The sequence below is a fragment of the Rathayibacter sp. AY1B4 genome (assembly GCF_002932815.1).
In the GTDB taxonomy this organism is placed as follows: domain Bacteria; phylum Actinomycetota; class Actinomycetes; order Actinomycetales; family Microbacteriaceae; genus Rathayibacter.
Genome location: NZ_PSWN01000006.1, coordinates 1 through 25,342, shown reverse-complemented (window position 1 = coordinate 25,342; position 25,342 = coordinate 1). Strand labels below are relative to the sequence as shown.

Sequence of the window (25,342 nt, the reverse complement as noted above, 5' to 3'; positions counted from 1 at the left end):
CCACGCCGGAGACCCACGCGATGGCGAGGGAGGCGAGCCCGAGCAGACCGAGGTAGAAGAGTTCCAGGGCGAGAAGCATGCGCTCATCCTACCCGCCGCCTCCGACGCCGGGGCGGGGCGGACGCGGCCGCTCAGGCGATGCGGATCCGGGTGCTCGGGACAGGACGGCGCGACCGCTCAGGCGGGGAGGAGGAGGGCGATCCCGCTCGCGACCGCGACCACGGCCATCGCTCCGACGATGCTCGTCATCGCGCGGAGGAGGTACCCCTCGGCGCGGGCCACGGCGAGCTGCACCGCGAAGGTCGCGAGCACGCAGCCGCCGAACGTCAGCGCGAGCCAGAGCTGCCGGGACTCCGGAGCGGCGATCGCCAGAGTCAGCACGGAGCCCGCGAGTGCGAGCGCCCAGACGACTCCGATGCCCACCCGATCCCTGCCCATCCGACAATTGTGCCCCAGGCGGACGCCCCTCCCGGCCCGCCGCTAGTATTGCGGGCAGACCAGTTCTGGAGGATCCGTGGCGCAGTTGTTGATACTGACCTCGGCGGGAGGCGCCGAGGTGCTCCCCGCACTGGGGCTCCTCAGCCACCGGACCCGGCAGATCCCCGCGGAGCCCGCCCAGCTCGTGAACGCCCCGAGCTGCGATCTGATCCTGGTCGACGCGCGGCAGGACCTCGCGAGCGCCAAGTCGCTCTGCAAGATCCTCACGACCACGGGCATCAACGTCCCCCTCATCCTGATCCTCACGGAGGGCGGGCTCACGGCCGTCTCGGCCGACTGGGGCGTCAACGACGTCATCCTCGACTCGGCCGGCCCCGCCGAGGTCGACGCCCGCATCCGACTGGTGATCGGCCGGCTCGCGCAGGAGCAGTCGACCTCGCGCATCCAGGCGTCGGGCGTCGTGATCGACGAGGCCAGCTACTCCGCCAAGGTGCACGGGCGCCCGCTCGACCTCACCTTCAAGGAGTTCGAGCTCCTCCGCTTCTTCGCCACGCACCCCTCGCGCGTCTTCACCCGCGAGCAGCTGCTGAGCGAGGTGTGGGGCTACGACTACTTCGGCGGCACCCGCACGGTCGACGTGCACGTGCGGCGCCTCCGCGCGAAGCTCGGCGACCTGGAGTCGCTGATCGGCACGGTCCGCAACGTCGGATACCGCTTCAACGTGTACGAAGAGGACAATGAGCGAGTCGCTCAACCTGTCCGTTGAGGACCTGGCCGATCCCGCGGTGGCGGCCGGCCTCGAGCACCTGATCGGGCGCGCCGCCTGGTTCGACCACCAGCCCCCCTTCAGCGACCAGACGCTCGTCGACGCCCGGGCCGGCTCGCGCACCCTCCTCGTGGGGCTGCGCGCGGACGTGGTCGTGGCGGCGGCGATCCTCGGGCAGGGCGAGCTGGAGTTCGTCGTCGATCCGGAGTGGCGCGGGGTCGGCTTCGGCACCGCGACCCTCGAGCAGGTCCTCGCGAGCGGCCGGACGGGCCTGCTCGCCTGGGCGCACGGCGACCACCCCGCCGCCCGGGCCCTCGCGGCCTCCCACGGCTTCGCCCCGGTGCGCACCCTCCTGCACCTCGAGCTCGAGCCGCTCGCCGCCCCCGAGGTCCGCGTCCCCGAGGGCGTCGTCCTCTCGGACGCCCGCGACCTCGCTCCGGCCGAGTGGATCGCCCTGAATGCGCGGATCTTCGCCGCGCACCCCGAGCAGGGGCGGATGACGGAGGAGGACCTGGCGGCCCGCCGCGCCGAGCCGTGGTTCGACGAGGGCGACTTCCTCCTGCTCCGCGACGCCGACGGCACGCTCCTCGGCTACGACTGGCTCAAGATCGAGCCCGGATCGACGACCGGCGAGATCTACGTCCTCGGGGTCGCCCCCGAGGCGGCCGGACGGGGACTCGGCCGCACCCTGCTGAACGCCGGGCTCGCGCGGATGCTCGAGCGCGGCTGCACCGCGGCCGACCTCTACGTCGAGGCCGAGAACCGGTCGGCGGTGGCGCTCTACCGCTCGCTCGGGTTCACGGACGCCTCCGTCGACGTGCAGTACCTGCAGCGCGCCGCGCCGCTGCGCTGAGCCGACACTCCTCCACAGGGCCTCCGCCGGCCCCGTTCATCCGGCATTCACGAGCGGCGGCGCGGAGCGGACGGACGCGGTGCCAGGATGGTCGCATGGACGGCGACAACCTGCTTCTCGAAGACGGTCTCAGCGATGACCTCGACGACGACTTCGACGACGAGGAGGAGCACTCGGACCCGCTCCTCCCCGACAACCGCTACCTCGACCGGGAGCTGAGCTGGCTCGCGTTCAACCAGCGCGTGCTCGAGCTCGCGGAGGATCCGCTGGTTCCGGCGCTCGAGCGGGCGAACTTCCTCGCGATCTTCTCGTCCAATCTCGACGAGTTCTTCATGGTCCGGGTCGCCGGCCTCAAGCGCCGCATCCTCACGGGGCTCGCCCTGCCGACGAACATCGGCCGCGTGCCGGTCGACGTGCTGACCGACATCTCGGAGAAGGCGCACCTGCTGCAGCAGCGCCACTCCCGAGCGTTCAAGGAGCTCGTCGAGCCCGCCCTGCGCGACGGCGGCATCGACCTCGTCCGCTGGGACGAGCTGAGCGACGCCGAGCGCACCGTGCTGGACGACTACTTCTCGGCCCAGGTGTTCCCGGTGCTGATGCCGCTCGCGGTCGACCCGGCGCACCCGTTCCCCTACATCTCCGGCCTCTCGCTCAACCTCTCGGTGCGGGTGCGGAACCCGAAGACGCAGAAGGTCGAGTTCGCGCGCCTCAAGGTGCCGCAGATGCTCCCCCGCTTCGTGCGGATCGCCGGCGTCGCGGCGCCGGGCGAGCCGATGCGGTTCATCTCGCTCGAGGACCTGATCGCCAACCAGCTGGACGACCTGTTCCCCGGCATGGAGATCCTCGACCACCACGTGTTCCGGGTGACGCGCAACGAGGACGTCGAAGTCGACGAGGACGAGACCGAGAACCTGATCAAGGCCCTCGAGAAGGAGCTGCTGCGCCGCCGGTTCGGCCCGCCCATCCGCCTCGAGGTCACCGACGACATGGACGACGAGACGCTGGGCCTGCTGGTCCGCGAGCTCGACATCACGACGCAGGAGGTCTACAAGCTCCCGGCCCCGCTCGACCTCAGCGGGCTCTTCAGCCTGCAGAAGATCGACCGCCCGGACCTGAAGTACCCCAACCACGTCCCGACGACGGCGGTGCAGCTCTCGCCCAGCGAGCCCAACCAACGGCAGGACGTCTTCAAGGCGGTCTCCCGTGGCGACGTGCTCCTGCACCACCCCTACGAGTCCTTCGCGACGAGCGTGCAGTCGTTCCTCGAGCAGGCGGCGGCCGATCCGGACGTGCTCGCGATCAAGCAGACGCTCTACCGCACCTCCGGCGACTCCCCCATCGTCGAGGCGCTCATCGACGCGGCCGAGTCGGGGAAGCAGGTGCTCGCCCTGGTCGAGATCAAGGCGCGCTTCGACGAGCAGGCGAACATCTCGTGGGCGCGCAAGCTCGAGAAGGCGGGCGTGCACGTGGTCTACGGGCTCGTCGGGCTGAAGACCCACTGCAAGCTCGCGCTCGTCATCCGTCAGGAGAAGGGCGGAGTGCTCCGCCACTACTCCCACATCGGCACCGGCAACTACAACCCGAAGACCTCGCGCATCTACGAGGACCTCGGACTCCTGACGGCCGACCCCGAGGTCGGCAAGGACCTCACGCGCCTGTTCAACGAGCTCTCGGGCTACGCGATCGAGAAGAAGTTCAAGCGCCTGCTCGTCGCGCCGCGCCACCTGCGGAAAGGCCTGCTCAAGCGGATCGCCGCCGAGACCGAGAACGCCCGCGCGGGGCGCCCCTCGGGCATCCGGATCAAGGTCAACTCGATCGTCGACGAGTCCGTGATCGACGCGCTCTACCGCGCCAGCCAGGCCGGCGTGCCGGTCGACGTGTGGGTGCGCGGCATCTGCGGGCTGAAGCCCGGCCAGGAGGGGCTCTCCGAGACCATCCGCGTGCGCTCGATCCTCGGCCGCTACCTCGAGCACTCCCGCATCTTCAGCTTCGTCAACGGCGGCGAGCCGGACGTCTTCATCGGCAGCGCCGACATGATGCACCGCAACCTCGACCGCCGCGTCGAGGCTCTGGTGCGGATCGTCGAGCCGGCGCACCTCAGCGAGATCGACGACATGTTCGAGCGGGCGATGGACGAGCGGACCGCCTCCTGGTGGCTCGGCCCGGACGGCGACTGGACGCGGCACCACCTCGATGAGGAGGGCGCTCCGCTCGCCGACCTGCAGAACCAGCTGATGCAGCACATCACCCATCGCAAGCGCGCGGCGACACGGTCCGCCAACCGGGCCTCCAGCCGCTGACGCCCGTGACGGGCACCGTCTACGCAGCAGGAGCGGTGTGCTGGCGGATCATCGAGGGCCGCCCGCACATCCTCGTGATCCACCGGCCGCACCGCCGGGACGTCAGCCTGCCCAAGGGCAAGGTCGACGCGGGCGAGTCCCTCCCGGAGACCGCGGTCCGCGAGATCCGCGAGGAGACCGGGCTCTCGGTGGCGCTCGGGGTGCCGCTGGGGTGCACCGAGTACACGCTGCCGAGCGGGCGCCCGAAGGCCGTCTACTACTGGGCGGCGCAGGTGACCGAGAAGGCCGTCCTGGCGTCCGACTTCCTCCCGAACGACGAGGTCGAGGCGCTCGAGTGGGTGACGCTCAAGCGGGCCCGGAGCTACCTGACCTATCCGCACGACGTGACGATCGTCGACGAGTTCGCCCGGATCGCCGCACGCGGTGCGCTCGAGACCTTCGCGATCGTGGTCCTGCGGCACGCGAAGGCGGTGCCCGCCTCCTCCTGGGACGGCCGCGACTCCACCCGCCGCCTCACCGGGCGCGGCCGGGTCGAGGCCGCGGCCGCCGCTCAGGCCGTGGCCGCCTGGCGCCCGCGCCGCCTCGTCTCGAGCACCGCCAAGCGCTGCCGGTCGACCATCGCCCCGCTGTCCGGTCTGGTCAGGAAGCCGGTCAAGCTGCGCGACGACCTCAGCCAGGAGGCGCACGAGCAGGGCACCGCCGACGTCCGCGCCCTCGTCGGCAAGCGGGTCCGCGCCCGCCGCACCGCCGTCCTCTGCAGTCACCGGCCGGTGATCCCCGAGATCCTGCGCGAGATCGCCCTCGCCACGGCGACTCCTCTCGGCGCCTACCTCGACGAGGCGGCAGCGCTCCCGACCGGGGGCTTCGCCGTGGTGCACCTCTCCACAAGCCACCCCGGTTCCGGCATCGTCGCGATCGAGACGCACACGCCGCTGGCCTGACCCGCCCGGGCCGCGCTGAGCGACCGGCTCGACGGGTCCGTCCGCACCGGGCCGGTCGCGCAGCCGGGACGCGCCCGACGCACCGCGCCTTCCCCGCCGCACCGTCGCTCCGCAATCCCCGAGGCGGACCCGTTCACCGCGCGTTCACCGAGCGGTCGGTGCCAGGACACGACCCCTCCGTACTCTCGCTCGCGGGCTGCACCAGGCCCTGTTCTGTTTTCCACGCTTTCCTACCCGAAAGGGATACTTGTGAGATTCTCGCGTCTCGGCCAGGCGGCCGTCGTCGCCGCCGTCGCAGCGATCACGCTGACCTCCTGCGCTGCCAACGAGGCACCGGCCGCAGGCGGCAGCTCCGGCTCCGCCACCACCTCCACGCTCTCCGGCACCATCACCGGGATCGGCTCGTCCGCTCAGGGCACCGCGCAGACCACCTGGGCCGCCGCGTTCCAGACCGCGAACCCCGAGGTCACGGTCAACTACGACCCGCAGGGCTCCGGCGCCGGCCGCACCAACTTCATCGACGGCGCCGCCGACTACGCCGGCTCCGACTCCGCGCTCAAGGACGAGGAGCTCGCGGGCACCTTCGCCGCCTGCGCCCCCGACACCAAGGCGATCGACCTCCCGGTCTACATCTCGCCGATCGCGGTCATCTTCAACGTGGAGGGCGTCGACGAGCTCAAGCTCGACGCGGCCACCATCGCGGGCATCTTCAAGGGCACCATCACCTCCTGGGACGCCCCGGAGATCAAGGCCCTGAACCCCGACGCGACCCTCCCGTCGGCGAACATCACCTCCGTGCACCGCTCGGACGACTCGGGCACCACGCAGAACTTCACCGACTACCTCGCGGCCACCGCGAGCGACGTCTGGGACGCTCCTGCCGCGCAGACCTTCCCGTACCAGAGCGGTGACGGCGCCAAGGGCACCTCGGGTGTCGTCGACGCGGTCAAGAACGGCACCAACACGATCGGCTACGCCGACGAGTCCGGCGCCCAGGGCATGGACATGGCCCAGCTGAAGGTCGGCGACGCGTTCTCGACCATCTCGGCCGACGGAGCCGCGGCGGTCGTCGCCGCCTCGCCCATCGCCGAGGGCCGCGAGGACAACGACCTCGCGATCAAGATCGACCGCACCGGCACCGAGGCGGACGCCTGGCCGATGGTCCTGGTCAGCTACCTCATCGTGTGCCAGGAGTACGCGGACGCCGACAAGGGCGAGGTCGTCAAGTCCTTCGCCTCCTACGTCGCGAGCGAGGAGGGCCAGGAGGCCGCCGCCGCTCAGGCCGGCTCCGCTCCCCTGAGCTCCGAGCTCGCCTCGACCGTCGCCACCGCGATCGAGTCGATCAAGTAGTCCCACCGGCAGGGCCCGTCTCGCAGCACGATCCGCGGGACGGGCCCCGCCTGTGCCGGGCTCGACCCACCGGACGCCCCCTCCGAGCCCTAGCATCTCCCTGTGCGCCCCGCCGAACCCCCTCGTCTGAAGAGAGTCCCCTGGAATGGCAACTGAGACCGTCGTCCGCCCGAAGGCGAAGGTGCGTGTCGGAGATCGGGTCTTCTCGATCTCGACCGTCGCCGCCGGTTCCCTCATCCTCCTCGTCCTCGCCGCCGTCGCGATCTTCCTCATCGCGCAGTCGATCCCCGCGTTCACCGCGCCGGCCGGCAGCCTCCCCGGCGACGCGACGAGCTTCTGGGCCTACGTCGGCCCTCTGGTCTTCGGCACGGTCTGGTCGGCGGTGATCGCCCTGGTGATCGCCCTGCCGCTCTCGATCGCGATCGCCCTCTTCATCTCGCACTACGCGCCGCGCCGCATCGCGATGGCCCTCGGCTACGTGGTCGACCTCCTCGCCGCCGTCCCCTCGGTGGTCTTCGGCCTCTGGGGCGCGACCGTGCTGGCGCCGATGGTGCAGCCCTTCTACCTCTTCCTCAACGTGAACATCGGCTGGTTCCCGCTCTTCGGCGGCCAGGCGTCGGGCACCGGCAAGACGATCCTCACCGCCTCGGTGGTGCTGGCCGTCATGGTCATCCCGATCATCACCGCGGTCTGCCGCGAGATCTTCCTCCAGGCCCCGCGCCTGCACGAGGAGGCGGCGCTCGCGCTCGGCGCGACCCGCTGGGAGATGATCCGCATGGCCGTCCTGCCCTTCGGCGCCCCGGGCATCGTCTCGGCCGCCATGCTCGGCCTCGGCCGGGCCCTCGGCGAGACGCTCGCCGTCGCGATGGTGCTCTCGCCCGCGACGGTCGTCTCCTTCCTCCTGCTCACCTCGCAGAACTCGAACACCATCGCCGCGAACATCGCGCTGCAGTTCCCGGAGGCGAGCGGAGTCGGCGTGAACGTCCTCGTCGCCTCGGGCCTCATCCTCTTCGTCATCACCCTCGTCGTGAACTCGGTCGCGCGGTTCATCGTCAACCGCCGCAAGGCCTTCTCGGGAGCCAACTGATGTCCGCCGCCACCTCGTCGATGCCCTTCTCGCTGCAGGCGGGCAAGCTGCCCAAGGGCACTCCCTGGATGCTGCTCGTCGGCAGCTGGGTCGTGTTCGCCGCCGTCTTCCTGATCCTCCAGGCGGCCGGCATGATGAACGACTTCAGCCTCGTCGGAGCGATCTTCTGGGGCACCGTCCTCTTCGACATCGCCATCTACGTGGTCTCGCGCCTGGTCGAGGGCGGCCGCAAGGCTGTCGACCGCCTCGTGACCTCGCTGGTCGCGACCGCGTTCATCATCGCGCTGCTCCCGCTGATCTCCCTGCTCTACACGGTCGTCTCCAACGGAGTCGCGCGGTTCGATCCGCTCTTCTTCTCCTCGTCGATGCGAAACGTCATCGACGCGGGCGGCGGCGCCCTCCACGCGATCATCGGCACGCTCGAGATCACGGCCATGGCCGCGCTGATCTCGGTGCCGATCGGCCTGCTCACCTCGATCTACCTCGTCGAGTACGGCCGCGGCCACCTCGCCCGGGCGATCACCTTCTTCGTCGACGTGATGACGGGCATCCCCTCCATCGTCGCGGGCCTGTTCGCCTACGCGCTCTTCGCGCTGCTCCTCGGCCCCGGCGTCCGGATGGGCTTCGCCGGCTCGATCGCCCTCGCCGTGCTGATGATCCCCGTGGTCGTCCGCTCGTCGGAGGAGATGCTGAAGCTGGTCCCGAACGAGCTCCGCGAGGCGTCTTACGCCCTCGGCGTGCCGAAGTGGCTGACCATCGTCAAGATCGTGCTGCCGACCTCCATCGCCGGCATCACGACGGGCATCACCCTCGCGATCGCCCGCGTCATCGGCGAGACCGCCCCGCTGCTCATCGTCGCCGGCTTCACCGCGTCGATGAACTACGACCTCTTCAGCGAGCGGATGATGACCCTCCCGGTCTTCGTCTACACGCAGTACGCGAACCAGGGCCCCGACGCCGAGGCGTTCCTCAACCGGGCCTGGACCGGCGCGCTGGCCCTCATCCTGATCGTCATGGCGCTGAACCTGGTCGCCCGCCTGATCGCGAAGATCTTCGCCCCCAAGCTCGGCCGCTGACACCCACCACTCGGCTCCGGCCGGAATCCCCGAAGGAAGCAATGTCCAAGCGCATCGAGGTCAACGACCTCAACGTCTACTACAGCCAGTTCCTCGCGGTGGAGGGCGTCTCGCTCGCCATCGAGCCCCGCACGGTCACCGCCTTCATCGGCCCGTCCGGCTGCGGCAAGTCGACCTTCCTCCGCACGCTCAACCGCATGCACGAGGTCATCCCCGGCGCGCACGTCGAGGGCGAGGTCCTGATCGACGGGAACAACCTGTACGGCCCGGGCGTCGACCCGGTGCAGGTCCGCCGGCAGGTGGGCATGGTCTTCCAGCGCCCCAACCCGTTCCCGACGATGTCCATCCGGGACAACGTGCTGGCCGGCGTGAAGCTCAACAACCGCCGCATCTCGAAGTCGGACGCGGACGCGCTCGTCGAGCGCTCGCTCCAGGGCGCGAACCTCTGGAACGAGGTGAAGGACCGCCTCGACAAGCCGGGCTCCGGTCTCTCCGGCGGCCAGCAGCAGCGTCTGTGCATCGCCCGCGCGATCGCCGTCTCCCCCGACGTCCTCCTGATGGACGAGCCCTGCTCCGCCCTCGACCCGATCTCGACCCTCGCGATCGAGGACCTCATCGAGGAGCTCAAGAACGACTACACGATCGTCATCGTGACCCACAACATGCAGCAGGCCTCGCGCGTCTCGGACCGCACCGCGTTCTTCAACATCGCGGGCACGGGCAAGCCGGGCAAGCTCATCGAGTACGACGACACCGCGACGATGTTCTCGCGCCCGTCCGTCCAGGCGACCGAGGACTACGTCTCGGGCCGCTTCGGCTGATCAGCCGCAGACGAGAGCGAGCCGCGTCCCTCCGGGGTCGCGGCTCGCTCTCGTTCCACCGCGTTCCCTCCGGGAACGAGAAGAGCCGCACTCCGTCATGGGAGTGCGGCTCTTCTCGTGCTCGGGCCGTCAGGCGATGTCGATCGCCAGTATCGGATCGGTGGTCGGAGTCGGCGAGCCGCCGGCGTCCTCGACCGTCACGGCGACGACTCCGCCCTCGGTCAGGCTCCCCTCGAGCGGGGCCACGGTGCTGCCCTCTCCCCCGTCGAACGTCCCTGCGGCGACCGGACCGGATGAGCCGATGTACCAGAGCTCGTAGGTCTTGTCCTCCGGCAGCGGCGCCAGGTCGTCCACCACGAGGGCGGAGCGGCCGAGCGAGCTCGACCAGACCAGCGTCGCCTGCTCGCCGGTGGCGACCGTGCCGGTCGTCTCCTGCGCGTCGGGGGCGCTGCGGATCTGCTCCAGAGCCGTCTGCTGCTGCGTCTGGCCGGGGCCGGACGAGAGCAGCGGCGGAAGGGTCACTCCGCCGACCACGATCACCGCGGCGGCCGCGGCAGCCGAGAGGTAGACCGCGGGGCGGGCGAACCAGCGGCTCCGGGCGCGGTTCGCGGCGCTGCCGCCACCGTCCCGGCGAGCCGTCGGACCGCTCCGCTCGCCCTCGGAGGCGACGGGGACCAGACGGGGCGCGGCGGGCGCCTCGTGGTCCTCGTCGGGCTCCTCCAGCGGCAGCTGCGGAGTGGTGGCGATGAGCGCCATCAGGTCGGCCTTGAAGCCCGGCGAGGGCTCCACGGCGGGTGCGTCGGCGACCAGCGCCTCCGCCACCTCGGCGAACGCGTCGGCCTCGCCGCGCGCCTCCGGGTGCTCGGAGAGGAAGCGCTCGTAGCGCTCCTGCTCCTCGGGCGTCAGGATGCCCAGTGCGTGACCCGCCGCGAGATCGCGCGGGTCGTCCATCCCGTCGGGGAGTCGCACATCGTTCACAGGGCCACCCCCATCTCTTCTCGAAGTCTGATCATTCCGTCACGCAGGCGTGTCTTGACGGTTCCCACGGGGCACTGCAGGATCCCCGCGATCTCGCTGTGCGAGTATCCGCCGTAGTAAGCGAGCTGCAGCGCCTGCCGCTGCAGTTCCGTCAGGCGGCCCATGGCGGCCGCGACCTTCTCGTGCTCGAGGGACACCTCCGCCTGCTCGGAGACCTGGTCGTAGTCGCGTCCGAGGTCTCGGATTCCGATGCGCATGTCCCGATCACGGCCGGCTTGAGCCGCGCGGACCCTGTCGATGGCCCTGCGGTGTGCCATCGTGAGGATCCAGGTCGTCGCGCTTCCTTTATTCGGAGCGAAACGCCCAGCGGTTTGCCAGATCTCGAGGAAGACCTCCTGGGCCACCTCCTCGGACTGGGAGCGGTCGACGAGGACGCGGATGATCAGGCCAAGGACCCGGCCGGCCATCTGGTCGTAGAGCGCGGCGAACGCGGCCTGCTCTCCCCCGGCGATGCGCTCGAGGAGGACAGCCGCCTCCGCAGTGGTGTCGTCCGTCATCAGCCCCGCCTCGCCCGCGCCCGGGCTGAAAGATTCCGCGTCATCCAGAAGGCTGTCACGGCCAGGCCTGCAACGACGACCGACACCTCGATCGGATGCGTCACGAATCGGACATCCAGCGCCAACGTGCCGATCGGCACGAGCGCGGGGTCGCCCAGCCGGGGGGCCAGCCAGAGCGAGATCACGGCCACCGCCGCAGCGGTGATGCCCGGATAGCTGCGCGGGCGGATGAGGACCCAGAGCCCGGCGAGCACGTCGAGGACCGCGAGGACGCGCATCACCGTGCCCTGCGAGAGCGAGACTCCCGCGGCGAACTGGGCGCCCTCCGCGTCGTCGACGCTCGGCGCGGCGAGGAGGTAGAGGGCGGCGACGACCAGCAGCCCCGCCCCCGCCCAGACGCGCGCGCCGATCCGGAGAGCTCTGCTGTTCTTCATTCCGCTGGCGCCTGTCTGTGGGGACTCGGGCGAGGATCGACTCCTCCTGGGCCCTCGCCTCGCGCACCGTGGCGGCGATGCGAGCAGAGAAGGGGCCGGACCGCAGGAACGCCTCTCGGCGCGAGGCCGCTCGAAGCGGCTATAAGTGGAGCCCGGGGTTACTGCGATCCGGCTTCCGCCAGTCTACCAAAGGCCTCCGCGGTGGCGGCGAGCGGCGTTCGCAGTGGGTGAACGCGGGTTGCGCGTCACTCCAGGGAGTCGCTCCGCCACAGCCGCGCGCAGCTCACGAGCTCGGCCGCGGTGGTCGAGAGGCGCAGGGCGCGGGTGGTCAGCTCGCTCGCCCGGGCGGGGTTCACCGGCTCCACGTCGTCGGCGACCGAGACGGCTCCGGAGGCGCTCACGCGGCAGAACGCCGCGGCGCGGTCCAGTGCCACCGCGAAGTCGCCGTCGAAGACACCGCGGAGGATCCGGTCGGCCAGCTCGGTGATCTCGGCCGGCCCCGTGGGAGTGCTGGCTCCGGCGACCACCGGGTCGATCGTGGCGGACAGCTCGACTCCGCGCTGGTAGAGGAAGCTCGTGCTCTCCGGGTCCTGCCGGATGACCAGCCGCAGCAGGTAGATCCGCCAGAGGGCGCCTGGCAGGCTCGCCGCGCTGGAGCGCGCCCAGAGCTCGGCGAGCGCGTCGATGCCGTTGTGGTCGGTGTACTCGACCAGGCGGTCGATGACCACCGGGTCGGGGTCGTTCCGGACACGGCTCAGCAGCGCGATCGCGGTCTCGTGGGCGACGCGGCTGATCTGCGCCGGGTCCTCTCCTCCCTGGAACGCCTCGAAGACGTGAGAGGGGAACTTGGTCGGCTTGTGGAAGCCGTCTGTCATGGGGCCGCCTTCCGCGGTCGTGCGCGCGGACGCTCTCGCGCTCGCGCTCCTTAGGGGGTTCGAGGAGGGTAACGCCCGCGGCTGGGCGGGTATGCCCGCGCCGAGGACGCGGTCCGCTCCGGGCCGCACCTGCTCCGGGCCGCACCTGCTCCGGGGGCGTCGACGGCCCGCTACCCTGGAGCGCGCGGGCCTCTAGCTCAGTTGGCAGAGCAGCGGACTTTTAATCCGCGGGTCGTCGGTTCGAGCCCGACGGGGCCCACCACTCGACCGCCTGGTCGCGCTTTCCGGACAGTGCCAGGGCGCAGCCAGGTCGCCGCACTACCGTGCAGAGGTGCTGACCGTCCTCCGCGTCCTCCTGCGCCGGCCTCGGCTGTGCGAGGCGTGCCGCGTCCGGCCGGCCCGCCGCCGTGACCCGTTCTGCTCGACGGACTGCGCGAAGACGTACTACCTCTACCTCTGACGCCTCGTCCGGGCCGCGGTGCTCCGCTACGGGGTCACTCGTGGCAGAGCGACCACACCTCGTCCGGGTAGTCGCGGACCTTCTCGCCGACGAGCAGGCGCCAGCGGCCGTCCTGGTGCTCGAGCAGGCGGCCGGTGACGACCTCCGAGAGCCAGTCGGAGTCGATCCGGTACCAGCGGACGAGGCGGACGGTCGTCGCGGTGTGCGAGACGCGGGTCGTCATCGCGGGAGTCCCTTCTCGAGGAGGGAGCGGGGTGCTGGAACCAGCGGGGCGTTCGACGCGCGAACGGGGGATGACCCGCGCCGGGACGACTCCGTTGTCGACCGGCCGGGAGACTGCGGCGGGCATCCGGCGGACCGGATGCCAGGAACTCTAGACGACCGCGCGGACGGTGTCTGTCCCGTCGCCGGTCACAGCGGAGCGACTCCGTTCAGCGGGCTCAGGGCTGGACGGTGCAGCCGGCCGGGCGCGTCTGCCGGAACGCGGCCGCCTCGCGGGTGCGGGAGCGGAGCCTCCTCGCGCGGCGGCGGAGGAGCCGCTCGCTCGGGCCGAAGGCTCCGGATTCGAGGAGCTGGCGGAGGGACAGGGTCACCTGCCGGGCCAGACGGGGATCGATGCGGCCGGGGATCCGGATCGCGTCGATGAGGTCGAGGGCGTTGCGCGTGGTGCGGGAGATCGCCATGACGGAACCCTAGGGACGCCGGGGCGCGGTGTGCGCGCCCCGGACGGGGGCGCCGACGGGGACTGATGCTCAGCCCCGGGGCGCCCCGACGGGATCAGTCGTGCCCGTTGCTGCCGTCGCCACGGCCCGTGGAGGACTGCAGGCGGTCGATGTGCTCGGAGGCCTGGGCCTTGGTGAGGTCGGCGGGCAGGGTCTCGCCCGCCTCGCGCGCGAGGGTGTCGAGGTAGCTGCGCTGCGGGCCGGTCATCGGCTCGTCGCCGGTGACCCAGTCGGACGGGTCCTTGCTGGCGCTGGTGTCGCTGCCGTCGTCGGCACGGGCCCCGAGGACGTCGCCCTCGGTCTTGACATCGGGATCGGTGGTGTTGTCATCGCTCATGGTGCGACCGTACGCCCGACCACCGACGTCGACGAGGGCTTGCGGAGCGGGCCCGGGCGCCCCGCTTCACGAGCCGAGCAGCGCGTGCGCGACGGTGAAGATGACCAGCCCGGCCAGGGAGCCCACGACGGTGCCGTTGATCCGGATGAACTGGAGGTCCTTCCCGACCTGCAGCTCGAGCTTCTCGGACGTCTCGCGCGGGTCCCAGCGGTGGATGGTGTCGCCGATGATGCTGGCGATGTCGGTGCGGTAGCGGTCGACCAGGTTGGCCGAGACCGATCCGATCCAGGAGTCGACGGTCGCCGCGAGACCTGCGTCGGTCGAGAGCCGGCGGCCCAGGTCGACCACGATCGACTCGATGCTGCCGCGGAGGGGGCTCGACGGGTCGTCCATCGCGCCGAGGAGGGAGGCCTTCGTCGCCTCCCAGGCGTCCCCGGCGAGCTCGCGGACGCGCGGGCTATCGAAGGCGCGGTTCTTGATCTCCTCGACCCGGGCGATCAGGTCCGGGTCGGTGCCCAGATCCTGCGCCAGCGTGGCGAGGTAGCCGTCGATCGCGATCCGGAACGGGTGAACCTGGTCCTCGCGCACCGCGGCGACGAAGACGAGAGCCTCGCGGTACAACCGCTCGTCCACCGCTCGGCTGACCGCGGAGGGCAGCCAGCTCGGCAGGCGGCCGCTGACCATGCGGGTGAAGCTCTGCGGGTTCGCGGTCAGCCACGCCTCCGCCTGCTCCACCAGCGTGTCCACGAGGCGCCGGTGGTGGCCGGCCTCGACCACGCTTCCCACCAGCGAGCCCAGCGGCGGGCCCCACTGCGGGTCGAGGAGGTGGCGCCGTGCCAGCGCCTCGATCACGCGCTGCACGTCGGAGTCGTCCAGCAGGGCGATCGCCGAGCGGACGGCCGCGGCGCTCTCGCCGCCGACCCGGTGCGCGTTCTCCGGCTCGGCGAGCCACAGCCCCGCCCGCCGGGCGATCCCGAAGGAGTCGAGCTTCTCGCGCACGATGGCGCCGCGGAGGAAGTTCTCCTCGACGAACTGCGCGAGGCTCGCGCCGATCTCGTCCTTCTTGGTCGGGATGATCGCGGTGTGCGGGATCGGCAGGCCCAGCGGCCGCCGGAACAGCGCGGTCACGGCGAACCAGTCGGCGAGCGCGCCGACCATCCCGCCCTCGCTCGCGGCCCGGACCCACTGCAGCCACGGGTAGCGCTCCTGCAGGGCGAACGACACGGCGAAGACGACGGCCATCACCACGAGCAGGCCCGTGGCGAGCCGCTTCATCCGGACGAGAGCGACGCGCTTGGCCTCGTCGTCGCGCCCGACCGCCGCGAGGGTGGTCATGACGCGGTGGGGAACCCCTCGTGGCGGATGCCCCACGCGACGGTCCACTCCTCGCCCGGCTCGAGCCAGCGCAGGCCCTGCCCGCTGTTGAACGCCTCGGCGGGAGCGGTCATCGGCTCCACGGCGATCGCGGTCTTCACGTCGTCGCCGTCGGGGAAGATCCGGGTGATGAAGACCTGGATGAAGTTGTGCGAGGCGTCGGCCCAGAGGAGCACGCGGCGGCCGTCCGCGGCGCGGAGGCCGTGCACGCTCTCGCCGTCGACCATCCGGACGTCGGCCCAGGCGTCGTCGAGCTCCAGGTCGCCGATGCGGCGGCCGGAGCGGAGGTCCCACTCGGTGCCCTCGACCGGGTTCTGCACGGTGGGGTTGAGGCGCTCGTCGACCTCGATGTGCACCGCCGCGTCGACGGTGATCTCGAGCTCGTCGGTCGGCACGTCGCCGATGGCGAGGAAGGGGTGCGTGCCGATGGCGACGGGTGCCTCGTCGGCTCCGACGTTGACGACGCGGTGGACGACCTTCAGTCCGTCGGCCTGCAGCTCGTAGCGGACCGAGGTCTCGAGGTGGAACGGGTAGCCCGCCTGCGGCACGACCGGCGCGGCCAGCTCGACGAAGGACGGACCCTGGTCGACGAGGCGGTACGGGGTGCTCACCAGGAGGCCGTGGATGGCGTTGTGGTACTTCGGCTCGGTGATCGCGAGCTGGAGCGTCTCGCCGCGGTGGTGCCAGCGCCCGTCCTTCACGCGGTTGGGCCAGGGCATCAGGACGATGCCCGAGCCGAACGGCGGGACGGTGCTCTCCGGGTAGGAGGCGGTGATCTCCACTCCGTCGACCGAGAGGTGGCGCAGCGCTGCGGCCACCTCCGTCACGACGGCGTGCAGGGCGCGTCCCTCGGCGGTGAGGTCGAGCGAGAACTGGCGCCCGGTGGCGGGGGCGGGGGTGAAGTCGGCCATTCCTCGATCCTACGGACTGACGCGCTCGCCGAGCGTCCGGCAGCGGGTGACCGCGAGCCCCGCCTCCTCCAGAGCGGCGACGAGTCCGTCGGCGGCCCCCGCCCCCGTGAGCAGACGGTCGAACTCGTCGGGAGCGGCGACCCGGCCGAGGTCGACCACTCCGAGCTTCGAGGAGTCCGCGACCACGACCCGGCGGGTCGCCGCCTGCAGCATCCGGCGCTTCAGGGTCGCCTCGGGGAGGTTGACGTTGGTGACGCCGGCCTCGGGGTGCACGCCGGTGCAGCCGATGAAGGCGATGTCGGCGCGGATCCGCTCGAGCAGCTCGGACGCCAGCGGCTCGACCAGCGAGTGCTGCAGCGGCCGCAGAGTGCCCCCGGTGACGACGACCGTGAAGCGCGGGATGGCCGGCTCGAGCGCCAGCGCCGTGGAGAGGCCGTTCGTGATCACCGTGACGTCGCGCAGCTCCTCCCGCGCCACGAGCGCGTGCGCGATGGCGAGCGGGGTCGTGCCCACGTCGAGCACGATGCTCTGCCCGGAGGAGACGGAGGCGGCGGCCTCCTCGCCGATCGCGGCCTTCTCGTCGGAGGCGGCGCTCAGGCCCTCCTCGAGCGAGCGCTCGCCGGTGGGTCTCGGCGCCGGGATCGCCCCGCCGCGCACCCGCTGGAGGACGCCCTCGCTCGCGAGCAGGGCGAGATCGGAGCGGACGGTGACGACCGAGACCCCGAGCATGTCGGCCATCGGGGCGACCCCGACGAAGCCCGAGCTCTCGGCGGCCAGACGCAGCCGCAGCCGGCGCTCGATCGCCGACGTGGACTCCTGCTCGCCGTCCGTCCTCATCCGCCCATCGTGCCCGCGGGCCGGTGGACTTGTCAAAGGGAAAACGAGCTTTCCTTTTCGAAGGTGCGGCCCTAGTCTGACTCCTGCCATGAACGAAGCGATCACACTCTCCGCCGGCGTCGTCAAGCGCCCGCACACGCTGGCCGACGGCCGCGAGCTCCTCTACTTCGACGACGCCGACACGACGCTCCCCCCGGAGCGCGCCGCCGACGCACGCCACCTCGACCCCCGCCCGGCCACCGCGCGGATGCGCCAGGACGTGCTGACCGGCGAGTGGGTCTCCATCGCCGCGTCGCGCCAGAACCGCGTGTTCCTGCCGCCGGCCGAGCTCGATCCGCTCGCCCCGGCGTCGCCGACGAACCCGTCGGAGGTGCCCAGCCGCTACGACGTCGCCGTCTTCGAGAACCGCTCCCCCTCCTTCGGCCCGCTCCTCGAGGACGCGGACGCGCCCGCCTCCCTGGAGGACCTGCGCACCCTCGGGCTCGGCCGGACGCTGACCAGCGTCGGCCGCTGCGAGGTCGTCTGCTTCAGCCCCGAGCACGAGGGCTCGTTCGCCACGCTCAGCGCCTCCCGCGCCCGGACCGTGGTCGAGGCCTGGGCCGACCGCGTGGGCGCCCTCTCGGCCCTTCCCGGCGTGCAGCAGGTCTTCCCGTTCGAGAACCGCGGCGAGGCGATCGGCGTCACGCTGCACCACCCCCACGGGCAGATCTACTCCTACCCCTACGTCACGCCGCGCACGACCCGTCTGCTCGCCTCGCTCGACAGCTACGGGCCGTCGATGTTCGCCGACGTCCTCGCCTTCGAGCAGGCCGGCGAGCGCGTCCTCCTCCGCGGCGAGCACTTCACCGCGTTCGTGCCGTTCGCCGCGCGCTGGCCCGTCGAGGTGCACCTCCTGCCGCACCGCCACGTCCCCGACCTGGCGGCGACCACCCCGGAGGAGCGCGACGAGCTGGCTGCGATGTACCAGCGCCTGCTCCGCGGCATCGACGCCCTGTACGACACCCCGACGCCCTACATCGCCGCCTGGCACCAGGCCCCGGTGCACGAGCGCCGCGACGAGGTGCGCCTGATGCTCCAGATCACCTCGCCCCGCCGCGCCGAGACGAAGCTCAAGTACCTCGCGGGGAGCGAGGCCGCGATGGGCGCCTGGATCGGCGACATCGCTCCGGAGACGAGCGCCGCGGCCCTGCGCGCGGCCATCGAGCGGGCCGACGCGGCCGTGCTCGAGGCCGGGATCGCACAGCGCCCCGACGCGGCGCTGCCGGTCGCCGCGCACAGCGACGACTCGCTTCCCGGCGGCGCCGCCACTCCCGCCACCACCGCCGCCGACATCGCCGAGGAGAACCGATGACCGCCGCTCCCGCCTCCCTGACCGCCGTCGCCGAGAGCGCGGCCGCCGCCTTCGAGCGCACCTTCGGCCGCCCCGCCGCGGGCGTCTGGGCCGGCCCCGGCCGCGTGAACCTGATCGGCGAGCACACCGACTACAACGACGGCTTCGTCTTCCCCTTCGCGATCGACCGCGCCACGGCGATGGCCGTCGCTCCGAGGGAGGACCGCCTGATCCGGATCAGCAGCGCCTTCTCCCCCGAGGTGGTCGAGGTCGCTCTCGACGAGCTCGGCCCCGGCGCCGTGACCGGCTGGTCGGCCTACCCGCTCGGCGTGGTCTGGGCGCTCACCGAGTACGGCGTCGACCTGGGCTCCCGCTCGGGCTTCGACGCGTACGTCGACTCCGACGTGCCGGTCGGCGCGGGGCTCTCGAGCTCGGCGGCGCTGATGTGCGCGATGGCCGTCGCCCTCGACGAGCTCTGGCACCTCGGCTTCGACCGCGCGACGATGGCCCGCGTCGGTCGTCGCGCCGAGAACGTCGCGGTCGGCGCCCCCACCGGGATCATGGACGAGTCCGCCTCCCTCTTCGGGAAGCGCGACGCCGCGGTGTTCCTGGACTGCCGCAGCCTCGACACCGAGGTCGTCCCCCTCGGCTTCGAGGAGGCCGGGCTCGTCCTGCTCGTCGTCGACACGCGCGTCGAGCACGCGCACGCCACCGGCGGCTACGCCGAGCGGCGCGCCTCCTGCGAGCTCGGCGCCGCGACCCTCGGCGTGCCGTCGCTCCGCGAGCTGACGGTCGACGACCTGCCGCGCGCCCAGGAGCTCCTCGACGACGTCACCTACCGACGCGTGAAGCACGTCGTGACCGAGGACGCCCGCGTGCTCGAGACCGTCCGCACCCTGCGCGAGCACGGTCCCCGGGCGATCGGCGATCTGCTCGACGCCGGCCACGTCTCCCTCCGCGACGACTTCGAGATCTCGGTGCCCGAGCTCGACACCGCCGTCGAGGCGGCGCGCGGCGCCGGAGCGATCGGCGCCCGGATGACCGGTGGCGGCTTCGGCGGCTCCGCGATCGCCCTCACTCCGGTGGAGAAGGAGGAGGAGGTCCGCGCCGCGGTCCTCGCCGCCTTCGCCGAGAAGGGCTTCACGACTCCGGAGCTCTTCCTGGTCACGGCCGCCGACGGCGCGGGTCGCGTGCTCTGACCTCTGCTTCCGTCGACGCCCCCTGCGACCTCGTGTCGCAGGGGGCGTTCCTCGTCCAGCCGCTACGGCGCCGGATCCGGCGGAACGACGGCGCGCGCTTCTCCCCCGGTGACCCGGACCAGCTCGGCGAAGCTCGTCGGGTAGACGGTGTGCGCGTGCCCGGCCGCAGCCCAGACCACGTCGTAGGCGGCGAGGGCCGTGTCGACCACGGTGCGCAGCGGCGCGGGATGGCCCACCGGCGCGATCCCGCCGATCGTCTGGCCCGTCGCGGACTTCACCTCCGCGGCCGGCGCCCGGGTGATCGATCCGCCCAGCTGCACGCCCAGCCAGGCGGTGTCGACGCGGTGGCCGCCGCTGGTCAGGACCAGCAGCGGCGCACCGTCGAGCAGGAACACGAGCGAATTGGCGATCTGGCCGGCGTCGACGCCCAGCGCCTCGGCCGCCAGTGCGGCCGTCGACGCGGCCGAGTCGAGCCAGCGCACGGTCGGGCGCACGCCGTGCCGGTCGAGGTCGGCGAGGACGCGGTCGACGGCCGGGTGGCTCCGTTCGCTCATGCCGCCGAGGCTAGCGCCCCGGCCGCGCTCACTTCTCGAACGTGGAGGCGTCGATCACGAAGCGGTAGCGGACGTCCGAGGCGAGGACGCGCTCGTAGGCCTCGTTGATCTGCGACGCCGAGACGACCTCGACCTCGCTCGCGATGCCCTTCTCGGCGCAGAAGTCGAGCATCTCCTGGGTCTCGCGGATGCCGCCGATGCCCGAGCCCGCGAAGGAGCGACGGGCGCCGAAGAGCGTGAAGACGTGCAGCGGCAGCGCCTCGGCCGGAGCGCCCACGTTCACCATCGTGCCGTTGCGGCGCAGGAGCCCCAGGTAGGCGTCGAGGTCGAGGGGCGCGCTGACCGTGTTGACGATCAGGTCGAAGGTGTTCGCGAGATCGGTGAAGGTCGCCTCGTCGCGCGTCGCGTAGTAGTGGTCGGCGCCCAGGCGGAGGCCGTCCTCCTTCTTGCTGAGGGTCTGCGAGAGCACGGTGACCTCGGCGCCCATCGCGTGCGCGAACTTGACGGCCATGTGGCCGAGCCCGCCGAGGCCGACGACGGCCACGCGCTTGCCGGGGCCCGCCTCCCAGTGCGAGAGCGGCGAGTAGGTCGTGATGCCCGCGCACAGCAGCGGAGCGGCGGCCTCGTAGGGGATCGACTCCGGCACGCGGAGCACGAAGTCCTCGACGACGACGACGTGCGTGGAGTAGCCGCCCTGGGTGATGGTGCCGTCGCGGTCGACGGAGGCGTAGGTGCCGGTGTTGCCCTTCAGGCAGTACTGCTCCTCGCCCGCGAGGCAGTTCTCGCACTCGCGGCAGGAGTTCACCATGCAGCCGACGCCGACGCGGTCGCCGACGGAGTGCTTGGTGACCTCGGAGCCGACCTCGGCGACGACGCCGACGATCTCGTGGCCGACGGTCAGCGGGTACGCCACCGGTCCCCAGTCGCCGCGGACGGTGTGGATGTCGGAGTGGCAGATGCCGGAGTAGGCGATCTCGATGAGCACGTCGTGCGGTCCGACGTCGCGGCGCTCGATGGTGGTGGGGACGAGCGGCTCGGTCGCGGAGGGGGCGGCGTAGGCGGTGACGGTGAGCATGGGTTCTCCTCGTGGGGCGGGGCGCGCTCCGAGGACGTGTCCGACGGGGTGGGGGACGCGAGAGCGCCGGGCCACGCTACCGGCAGGCGACTGGACGTCGCCCCCGAGCGCGGTCCGGCGCGGGTCCCGTGGCGCGGGGCCGGTCAGCGCAGGGCGCGCTCGGCCGCCGTCACCACGTTGTGGATGAGCATCGCGCGCGTCATCGGGCCGACTCCGCCGGGCACGGGCGAGAGCCAGCCCGCGACCTCCGCCACCTCCGGTGCGACGTCGCCGGTCAGCTTCGCGCGGCCCGTCTCCGGGTTCTCGACCCGCGTGATTCCCACGTCGAGCACGGCGGCGCCGGGCTTCACCCAGTCGGCGCGGATGAGCCCGGGCACGCCCACGGCGGCCACCACGATGTCGGCGCGGCGCACCTCCGCGGCGAGATCGGCCGTGCGGGAGTGGGTGAGGGTCACGGTGGCGTCGAGGCCCTTCCGCGTGAGCAGGAGCCCGAGCGGTCGGCCGACGGTGAGCCCGCGGCCCACGACGACGACGTGCCGGCCCGAGGTCGGGATGCCGTGGCGCTGCAGCATCTCGACGATCCCGTTCGGCGTGCAGGGCAGCGGGCTGTCCAGCTCGCCCTCGACGCCGAGAACCAGGCGGCCGAGGTTGGTGGGGTGCAGGCCGTCGGCGTCCTTGTCCGGATCCATGAGCTCGAGCATCGCGTTCTCGTCGATGCCCTTCGGCAGCGGGAGCTGGATGATGTACCCGGTCACGGCCTCCGAGTCGTTGAGCTGCCGGATGGCGGCGCGGATGTCGTCCGCCGACGCGGTCGCGGGGAGGTCCACGCGGATCGACTCGATCCCGACCTCCGCGCAGTCGCGGTGCTTGCCCGCGACGTACGAGCGGGAGGCGGGATCGTCCCCCACCAGCAGCGTGCCGAGCCCGGGCACGACGCCCCGCTCGCGCAGAGCGGCGACCCGCTCCGCGATCTCCGTCTTGACCGCCGTCGCCGTCGCGACGCCGTCGAGTACCTGTGCCGTCATCTCGGGCTCCTCGGTCGTGGCGCGGCGGAGGGGGGCGGTGCCCCGGCCTCCGCCGCGCGGGTGGTGCAGCGGATCGACTACAGCCCGGGGTAGAGCGGGAAGTCGTCGGTGAGGCGGGCGACGCGGCCGCGCAGCGCCTCGAGGTCGGCTGAGGGCTTGAGCGCCTCGGCGATGACGTCGGCGACCTCGGTGAACTCCGTGTCGCCGAAGCCGCGGGTCGCGAGCGCCGGCGTGCCGATGCGCAGGCCCGAGGTGACCATCGGCGGGCGGGGGTCGAACGGCACGGCGTTGCGGTTGACCGTGATGCCGACCTCGTGGAGGCGGTCCTCGGCCTGCTTGCCGTCCAGCGGCGAGTCGCGCAGGTCGGCGAGGACGAGGTGGACGTCCGTGCCGCCGGTCAGGACGTCGATGCCCTCGGCCTTCGAGTCGGCCGCCGTGAGGCGCTCGGCGAGGATCTGCGCGCCGCGGATGGTGCGTGCCTGGCGATCGGCGAACTCGGGCTCGCCGGCGAGCTTGAACGCGGTCGCCTTCGCGGCGATCACGTGCATGAGCGGGCCGCCCTGCTGGCCGGGGAAGACGGCCGAGTTCAGCTTCTTGGCGTACTCCTGCTTCGCGAGGATGAGCCCCGAGCGCGGGCCGGCCAGCGTCTTGTGGACGGTGGTGGTCACGACGTCGGCGTAGGGCACCGGCGACGGGTGCAGCCCCGCCGCCACGAGGCCGGCGAAGTGGGCCATGTCGACCCAGAGCTTCGCGCCGACCTCGTCGGCGATGGCGCGGAATGCCTCGAAGTCGAGCTGACGGGGGTAGGCGGACCAGCCGGCGATGAGCACCTGCGGGCGGACCTCGAGGGCCTTCTCGCGGACCGCGTCCATGTCGATGCGGAAGGTCTGCGGGTCGACGCCGTACGCGGTCGCGTTGTAGAGCTTGCCCGAGAAGTTCAGCTTCATGCCGTGGGTCAGGTGGCCGCCGTGCGCGAGCTCGAGGCCGAGGATGGTGTCTCCGGGCTGCACGAGCGCGGCGAGCGCCGCGGCGTTGGCGGAGGCTCCGGAGTGCGGCTGGACGTTGGCGAACTCGGCGCCGAAGAGGGCCTTGGCGCGGTCGATCGCGAGCTGCTCGGCGATGTCGACGTACTCGCAGCCGCCGTAGTAGCGGCGGCCGGGGTAGCCCTCGGCGTACTTGTTGGTCAGGACGGAGCCCTGCGACTCGAGGATCGCGCGCGGCACGAAGTTCTCGCTCGCGATCATCTCGAGGTAGCCGCGCTGGCGGTCGAGCTCCTGCTGGAGCACGGCGGCGATCTCGGGGTCGACCACCGACACGGGCTGGTCGAACGAGGCGGCGACGCCGGGGCTGGCGGGGGAAGAGGACACGGACGCTCCTTGGCTGGGAAACGGAAGGGGCCCGGCAGGTCGCGGCGGCGCGACACGGCTCGTTCGGGCGACCCGATCTACGGTATCCGTTCCAGCCCAGGCGTGCGGCGGGAAAAGTGTCCGGGGCACTGCCCCGGAGGAGGTGCCGCTCCCTGATGGTCACCCATCCGAACGCCAGTCGCGGCGGGCTCACTCTAGCAAGCGGGCCGGGTGGCGCGGGAGTCGCGCCAGTCGGGGGCGGGCACGCGCGATCGTGCGACGATCCCTCGGGCGGTCCCGGCGCGGGACCGGGAGGGAGGGCGTCGCCGTGGGTCCTCGACGCCGCTCCGAGCGCGTCGACGGCCGCAGCGACGAGGAGCTCGTCGCGCTGGTCCGGGAGGGCCGCACCGACGCCGTCTCCGAGCTCTGGCGCCGCCACTCCTCGGCCGGGCGAACCGTGGCCCGTGCGTGGGCGAGCAGCTCCGACCCCGACGACCTGGTCTCGGAGGCGTTCCTCCGCGTCCTGCGGGCGATCGAGCGCGGCGGCGGACCCGAGGGCGCCTTCCGCCCCTACTTCTTCACCGCCGTCCGCAACGTCGCGGGGTCCTGGGCCCGGCGGGACCGGCACGAGCGGCCGTTCGACGAGGCCGACCGCGCCCTCCCCTCTGCCGGCCCCGATCCCGAGGCGCACGCCCTCGCCGCCCTCGAGCGCGACCTGGGCGCGCGCGCGTTCCGGGCGCTGCCGCCGCGCTGGCAGGAGGTGCTCTGGTACACGGAGGTGGAGGGCCTGTCCCCCGCCGCCGCCGCGCCGCTGATGGGCCTGCGGCCCAATGCGGTCGCAGCGCTCGGGGTGCGGGCGCGGGAGGGGCTGCGATCCGCGTGGATCCGGGAGCACGTGACGGACGCCTCGGCGACGGGCGAGTGCGAGTGGGTGCTCGAGCGAGCGGGGACGTACGCGCGAGGACGCGTCCCCGTCCGGGACAGGCACCGCATCGACCGGCACCTGGACGGGTGCCTCTCCTGCCGGGAGGCGCTGGCGGAGGCCGAGAGCACTGCGCGCCGCCTCGCGTCGGTGCTGCTGCCGCTGACCGCCGGGGTGAGCGGCGCAGCCGCCTGGGCGGCGGGCGGGGGCTCCGGCGCGGCCTCCGGTCCGCTGCCGAGCGCGGTCCGGGCGTCGAGCGCGGTCCGCGCATCGGCGGTCCGAGCGTCGAGAGCGGGCAGCGGAACAGGAGTGGTCGTCGCCGCGTCCGCTGCGGCGGCACTCGCGATCGCGGGAGTCGTCGGGGCGGCGGTATTGCTGTCCGGGAACGGGGGCGGCGCGCTCGTGGCGGCGGAGGACGCCTCCGCGCGGGTGGACGAGCGCGCAACGGCCGAGGCGGCTGCGCCGGCGTCGAGCGGAGGAGCGGCGGCGAGCGCCGACCGGCCGGAGACGGACCCGGAGGCCGCGGACCGGACGAGTGCAGCGGACGGCGATCCGGCGGGGCGGTCCAGCGGTTCCGGCGCCGCTCCGAGGAGCACGGTGCCGGCCGTGGCCGGAGGGGATGCGTCGGACGATGCCGGAGCGACGCGCGCAACCCACGGGAGGACGGGACGCCCGCCGCAGCGGGAGCCGTCCCACGATCCCGTCGGCGCACCGGCGTCGAGAGGGATCGAGGCGACCGCCTCCCCGACTCCTGCCGCCGAGCCCGCCCCGTCC

27 protein-coding genes and 1 tRNA gene are annotated in these 25,342 nt (G+C 72.3%); 13 read left to right on the top strand and 15 right to left on the bottom strand.

The features are described from left to right. Positions 1 to 177: 177 nt before the first annotated feature. Entirely contained in the window at positions 178 to 438 is a 261-nt protein-coding gene (locus C5D66_RS05475) for a hypothetical protein (RefSeq protein ID WP_146076503.1), read from the bottom strand. A gap of 76 nt (positions 439 to 514) precedes the next feature. Between C5D66_RS05475 and C5D66_RS05470 the strand changes: the two genes are divergently transcribed. The 8 genes from C5D66_RS05470 (at position 515) to pstB (ending at position 9,632) form a co-directional block, all read left to right on the top strand. Continuing rightward, a complete protein-coding gene (locus C5D66_RS05470) occupies positions 515 to 1,204 on the top strand; it encodes a winged helix-turn-helix domain-containing protein (protein WP_104224700.1) in 690 nt (229 codons plus the stop codon). After that, the gene (mshD, locus tag C5D66_RS05465) at positions 1,176 to 2,057 is read left to right on the top strand and encodes a mycothiol synthase (protein ID WP_104256419.1); all 882 of its coding nucleotides are present in this window, start codon (positions 1,176 to 1,178) and stop codon (positions 2,055 to 2,057) included. The genes C5D66_RS05470 and mshD overlap by 29 nt, the downstream gene beginning before the upstream one ends. Positions 2,058 to 2,152: 95 nt before the next feature. Further along, on the top strand, positions 2,153 to 4,357 hold the full coding sequence (locus tag C5D66_RS05460; RefSeq protein WP_104224702.1) for an RNA degradosome polyphosphate kinase: 2,205 nt from the start codon (positions 2,153 to 2,155) through the stop codon (positions 4,355 to 4,357). 5 nt (positions 4,358 to 4,362) lie between these two features. After that, positions 4,363 to 5,298 carry an NUDIX domain-containing protein gene (locus tag C5D66_RS05455; RefSeq protein WP_104256418.1) on the top strand — a complete coding sequence of 312 codons (936 nt, stop codon included), beginning with the start codon at positions 4,363 to 4,365 and terminating at the stop codon, positions 5,296 to 5,298. Between the two features lie 249 nt (positions 5,299 to 5,547). Further along, positions 5,548 to 6,648 (top strand): phosphate ABC transporter substrate-binding protein PstS, encoded by a 1,101-nt coding sequence (pstS, locus tag C5D66_RS05450; protein WP_104233897.1) that lies wholly within the window; start codon positions 5,548 to 5,550, stop codon positions 6,646 to 6,648. A gap of 145 nt (positions 6,649 to 6,793) precedes the next feature. Next, positions 6,794 to 7,735 carry a phosphate ABC transporter permease subunit PstC gene (pstC, locus tag C5D66_RS05445; protein WP_104227270.1) on the top strand — a complete coding sequence of 314 codons (942 nt, stop codon included), beginning with the start codon at positions 6,794 to 6,796 and terminating at the stop codon, positions 7,733 to 7,735. Continuing rightward, positions 7,735 to 8,811: a phosphate ABC transporter permease PstA gene (gene pstA / locus C5D66_RS05440; RefSeq protein ID WP_104256417.1), complete on the top strand. Its 1,077-nt coding sequence runs from the start codon at positions 7,735 to 7,737 to the stop codon at positions 8,809 to 8,811. The genes pstC and pstA overlap by 1 nt, the downstream gene beginning before the upstream one ends. A 41-nt stretch (positions 8,812 to 8,852) precedes the next feature. After that, entirely contained in the window at positions 8,853 to 9,632 is a 780-nt protein-coding gene (gene pstB / locus C5D66_RS05435; RefSeq protein WP_104224707.1) for a phosphate ABC transporter ATP-binding protein PstB, read from the top strand. 129 nt (positions 9,633 to 9,761) lie between these two features. Here the strand turns inward: pstB and C5D66_RS05430 are convergent, their stop codons facing one another. The 4 genes from C5D66_RS05430 to C5D66_RS05420 all read right to left on the bottom strand — a co-directional run bounded on the left by C5D66_RS05430 (position 9,762) and on the right by C5D66_RS05420 (position 12,476). Further along, positions 9,762 to 10,610, bottom strand: coding sequence for an anti-sigma factor domain-containing protein (locus C5D66_RS05430; RefSeq protein ID WP_146076502.1), 849 nt, complete (start codon positions 10,608 to 10,610; stop codon positions 9,762 to 9,764). Continuing rightward, positions 10,607 to 11,167, bottom strand: a complete 561-nt coding sequence (gene sigK / locus C5D66_RS05425; protein ID WP_104224709.1) for an ECF RNA polymerase sigma factor SigK — start codon at positions 11,165 to 11,167, stop codon at positions 10,607 to 10,609. Before sigK ends, C5D66_RS05430 begins: the two co-directional genes overlap by 4 nt. Further along, on the bottom strand, positions 11,167 to 11,601 hold the full coding sequence (locus C5D66_RS16745; RefSeq protein ID WP_104224710.1) for a hypothetical protein: 435 nt from the start codon (positions 11,599 to 11,601) through the stop codon (positions 11,167 to 11,169). The genes sigK and C5D66_RS16745 overlap by 1 nt, the downstream gene beginning before the upstream one ends. A gap of 245 nt (positions 11,602 to 11,846) precedes the next feature. Then, the gene (locus C5D66_RS05420) at positions 11,847 to 12,476 is read right to left on the bottom strand and encodes a DNA-directed RNA polymerase subunit beta (RefSeq protein ID WP_104227273.1); all 630 of its coding nucleotides are present in this window, start codon (positions 12,474 to 12,476) and stop codon (positions 11,847 to 11,849) included. 186 nt (positions 12,477 to 12,662) lie between these two features. Between C5D66_RS05420 and C5D66_RS05415 the strand changes: the two genes are divergently transcribed. Both C5D66_RS05415 and C5D66_RS17435 read left to right on the top strand, forming a co-directional pair. Beyond that, positions 12,663 to 12,738: transfer RNA gene (locus tag C5D66_RS05415), tRNA-Lys, on the top strand. A 69-nt stretch (positions 12,739 to 12,807) separates the two neighbouring features. After that, entirely contained in the window at positions 12,808 to 12,936 is a 129-nt protein-coding gene (locus C5D66_RS17435; RefSeq protein ID WP_258059535.1) for a hypothetical protein, read from the top strand. A 34-nt stretch (positions 12,937 to 12,970) separates the two neighbouring features. Here the strand turns inward: C5D66_RS17435 and C5D66_RS05410 are convergent, their stop codons facing one another. The 6 genes from C5D66_RS05410 to C5D66_RS05385 all read right to left on the bottom strand — a co-directional run bounded on the left by C5D66_RS05410 (position 12,971) and on the right by C5D66_RS05385 (position 17,117). Further along, positions 12,971 to 13,159 (bottom strand): hypothetical protein, encoded by a 189-nt coding sequence (locus tag C5D66_RS05410; RefSeq protein ID WP_104224712.1) that lies wholly within the window; start codon positions 13,157 to 13,159, stop codon positions 12,971 to 12,973. A 217-nt stretch (positions 13,160 to 13,376) separates the two neighbouring features. Beyond that, positions 13,377 to 13,619, bottom strand: a complete 243-nt coding sequence (locus C5D66_RS05405; protein WP_104256416.1) for a hypothetical protein — start codon at positions 13,617 to 13,619, stop codon at positions 13,377 to 13,379. Positions 13,620 to 13,713: 94 nt separating this feature from the next. Continuing rightward, the gene (locus C5D66_RS05400) at positions 13,714 to 13,995 is read right to left on the bottom strand and encodes a DUF3072 domain-containing protein (RefSeq protein ID WP_104224714.1); all 282 of its coding nucleotides are present in this window, start codon (positions 13,993 to 13,995) and stop codon (positions 13,714 to 13,716) included. A 66-nt stretch (positions 13,996 to 14,061) separates the two neighbouring features. After that, positions 14,062 to 15,330 carry a DUF445 domain-containing protein gene (locus C5D66_RS05395; protein WP_104256415.1) on the bottom strand — a complete coding sequence of 423 codons (1,269 nt, stop codon included), beginning with the start codon at positions 15,328 to 15,330 and terminating at the stop codon, positions 14,062 to 14,064. Continuing rightward, complete coding sequence (locus C5D66_RS05390) at positions 15,327 to 16,280, bottom strand: aldose 1-epimerase family protein (protein ID WP_104256414.1); 954 nt, start codon at positions 16,278 to 16,280, stop codon at positions 15,327 to 15,329. The genes C5D66_RS05395 and C5D66_RS05390 overlap by 4 nt, the downstream gene beginning before the upstream one ends. A gap of 9 nt (positions 16,281 to 16,289) precedes the next feature. Further along, complete coding sequence (locus C5D66_RS05385) at positions 16,290 to 17,117, bottom strand: DeoR/GlpR family DNA-binding transcription regulator (RefSeq protein WP_104256413.1); 828 nt, start codon at positions 17,115 to 17,117, stop codon at positions 16,290 to 16,292. A gap of 88 nt (positions 17,118 to 17,205) precedes the next feature. Here C5D66_RS05385 and galT point away from each other — a divergent pair, with 88 nt between their 5' ends. Both galT and galK read left to right on the top strand, forming a co-directional pair. Beyond that, positions 17,206 to 18,468: a galactose-1-phosphate uridylyltransferase gene (gene galT, locus C5D66_RS05380; protein ID WP_104256412.1), complete on the top strand. Its 1,263-nt coding sequence runs from the start codon at positions 17,206 to 17,208 to the stop codon at positions 18,466 to 18,468. Next, a complete protein-coding gene (gene galK, locus C5D66_RS05375) occupies positions 18,465 to 19,646 on the top strand; it encodes a galactokinase (RefSeq protein WP_104256411.1) in 1,182 nt (393 codons plus the stop codon). Before galT ends, galK begins: the two co-directional genes overlap by 4 nt. 62 nt (positions 19,647 to 19,708) lie before the next feature. On the opposite strand, the gene C5D66_RS05370 is transcribed toward galK, so the two are convergent. The 4 genes from C5D66_RS05370 to glyA all read right to left on the bottom strand — a co-directional run bounded on the left by C5D66_RS05370 (position 19,709) and on the right by glyA (position 23,667). Further along, the gene (locus tag C5D66_RS05370; protein WP_104256410.1) at positions 19,709 to 20,200 is read right to left on the bottom strand and encodes a YbaK/EbsC family protein; all 492 of its coding nucleotides are present in this window, start codon (positions 20,198 to 20,200) and stop codon (positions 19,709 to 19,711) included. Positions 20,201 to 20,228: 28 nt separating this feature from the next. Then, positions 20,229 to 21,275 (bottom strand): NAD(P)-dependent alcohol dehydrogenase, encoded by a 1,047-nt coding sequence (locus tag C5D66_RS05365; protein ID WP_104233905.1) that lies wholly within the window; start codon positions 21,273 to 21,275, stop codon positions 20,229 to 20,231. Positions 21,276 to 21,418: 143 nt separating this feature from the next. Next, positions 21,419 to 22,300, bottom strand: a complete 882-nt coding sequence (locus tag C5D66_RS05360; RefSeq protein ID WP_104227279.1) for a bifunctional methylenetetrahydrofolate dehydrogenase/methenyltetrahydrofolate cyclohydrolase — start codon at positions 22,298 to 22,300, stop codon at positions 21,419 to 21,421. Between the two features lie 77 nt (positions 22,301 to 22,377). Further along, a complete protein-coding gene (glyA, locus tag C5D66_RS05355; protein ID WP_104224723.1) occupies positions 22,378 to 23,667 on the bottom strand; it encodes a serine hydroxymethyltransferase in 1,290 nt (429 codons plus the stop codon). Positions 23,668 to 23,974: 307 nt separating this feature from the next. Here glyA and C5D66_RS05350 point away from each other — a divergent pair. After that, positions 23,975 to 25,342 (top strand): sigma-70 family RNA polymerase sigma factor (locus C5D66_RS05350; RefSeq protein ID WP_104326814.1); only part of this gene is annotated, 1,368 nt, incomplete at its 3' end.

Excerpts from the sequence above, each read along its gene's own strand:
- C5D66_RS05400 (WP_104224714.1), bottom strand. The coding sequence starts at position 13,995 with ATGAGCGATGACAACACCACCGATCCCGATGTCAAGACCGAGGGCGAC.
- galK (WP_104256411.1), top strand. The coding sequence starts at position 18,465 with ATGACCGCCGCTCCCGCCTCCCTGACCGCCGTCGCCGAGAGCGCGGCC.
- C5D66_RS05390 (WP_104256414.1), bottom strand. The coding sequence starts at position 16,280 with ATGGCCGACTTCACCCCCGCCCCCGCCACCGGGCGCCAGTTCTCGCTC.
- pstA (WP_104256417.1), top strand. The coding sequence starts at position 7,735 with ATGTCCGCCGCCACCTCGTCGATGCCCTTCTCGCTGCAGGCGGGCAAG.
- C5D66_RS16745 (WP_104224710.1), bottom strand. The coding sequence starts at position 11,601 with ATGAAGAACAGCAGAGCTCTCCGGATCGGCGCGCGCGTCTGGGCGGGG.
- C5D66_RS05405 (WP_104256416.1), bottom strand. The coding sequence starts at position 13,619 with ATGGCGATCTCCCGCACCACGCGCAACGCCCTCGACCTCATCGACGCG.
- C5D66_RS05395 (WP_104256415.1), bottom strand. The coding sequence starts at position 15,330 with ATGACCACCCTCGCGGCGGTCGGGCGCGACGACGAGGCCAAGCGCGTC.
- C5D66_RS05370 (WP_104256410.1), bottom strand. The coding sequence starts at position 20,200 with ATGAGCGAACGGAGCCACCCGGCCGTCGACCGCGTCCTCGCCGACCTC.
- C5D66_RS05365 (WP_104233905.1), bottom strand. The coding sequence starts at position 21,275 with ATGCTCACCGTCACCGCCTACGCCGCCCCCTCCGCGACCGAGCCGCTC.
- mshD (WP_104256419.1), top strand. The coding sequence starts at position 1,176 with ATGAGCGAGTCGCTCAACCTGTCCGTTGAGGACCTGGCCGATCCCGCG.
- C5D66_RS05420 (WP_104227273.1), bottom strand. The coding sequence starts at position 12,476 with ATGACAGACGGCTTCCACAAGCCGACCAAGTTCCCCTCTCACGTCTTC.
- C5D66_RS05475 (WP_146076503.1), bottom strand. The coding sequence starts at position 438 with ATGGGCAGGGATCGGGTGGGCATCGGAGTCGTCTGGGCGCTCGCACTC.
- C5D66_RS05360 (WP_104227279.1), bottom strand. The coding sequence starts at position 22,300 with ATGACGGCACAGGTACTCGACGGCGTCGCGACGGCGACGGCGGTCAAG.
- C5D66_RS05460 (WP_104224702.1), top strand. The coding sequence starts at position 2,153 with ATGGACGGCGACAACCTGCTTCTCGAAGACGGTCTCAGCGATGACCTC.
- pstC (WP_104227270.1), top strand. The coding sequence starts at position 6,794 with ATGGCAACTGAGACCGTCGTCCGCCCGAAGGCGAAGGTGCGTGTCGGA.
- C5D66_RS05410 (WP_104224712.1), bottom strand. The coding sequence starts at position 13,159 with ATGACGACCCGCGTCTCGCACACCGCGACGACCGTCCGCCTCGTCCGC.
- pstB (WP_104224707.1), top strand. The coding sequence starts at position 8,853 with ATGTCCAAGCGCATCGAGGTCAACGACCTCAACGTCTACTACAGCCAG.
- C5D66_RS05385 (WP_104256413.1), bottom strand. The coding sequence starts at position 17,117 with ATGAGGACGGACGGCGAGCAGGAGTCCACGTCGGCGATCGAGCGCCGG.
- galT (WP_104256412.1), top strand. The coding sequence starts at position 17,206 with ATGAACGAAGCGATCACACTCTCCGCCGGCGTCGTCAAGCGCCCGCAC.
- sigK (WP_104224709.1), bottom strand. The coding sequence starts at position 11,167 with ATGACGGACGACACCACTGCGGAGGCGGCTGTCCTCCTCGAGCGCATC.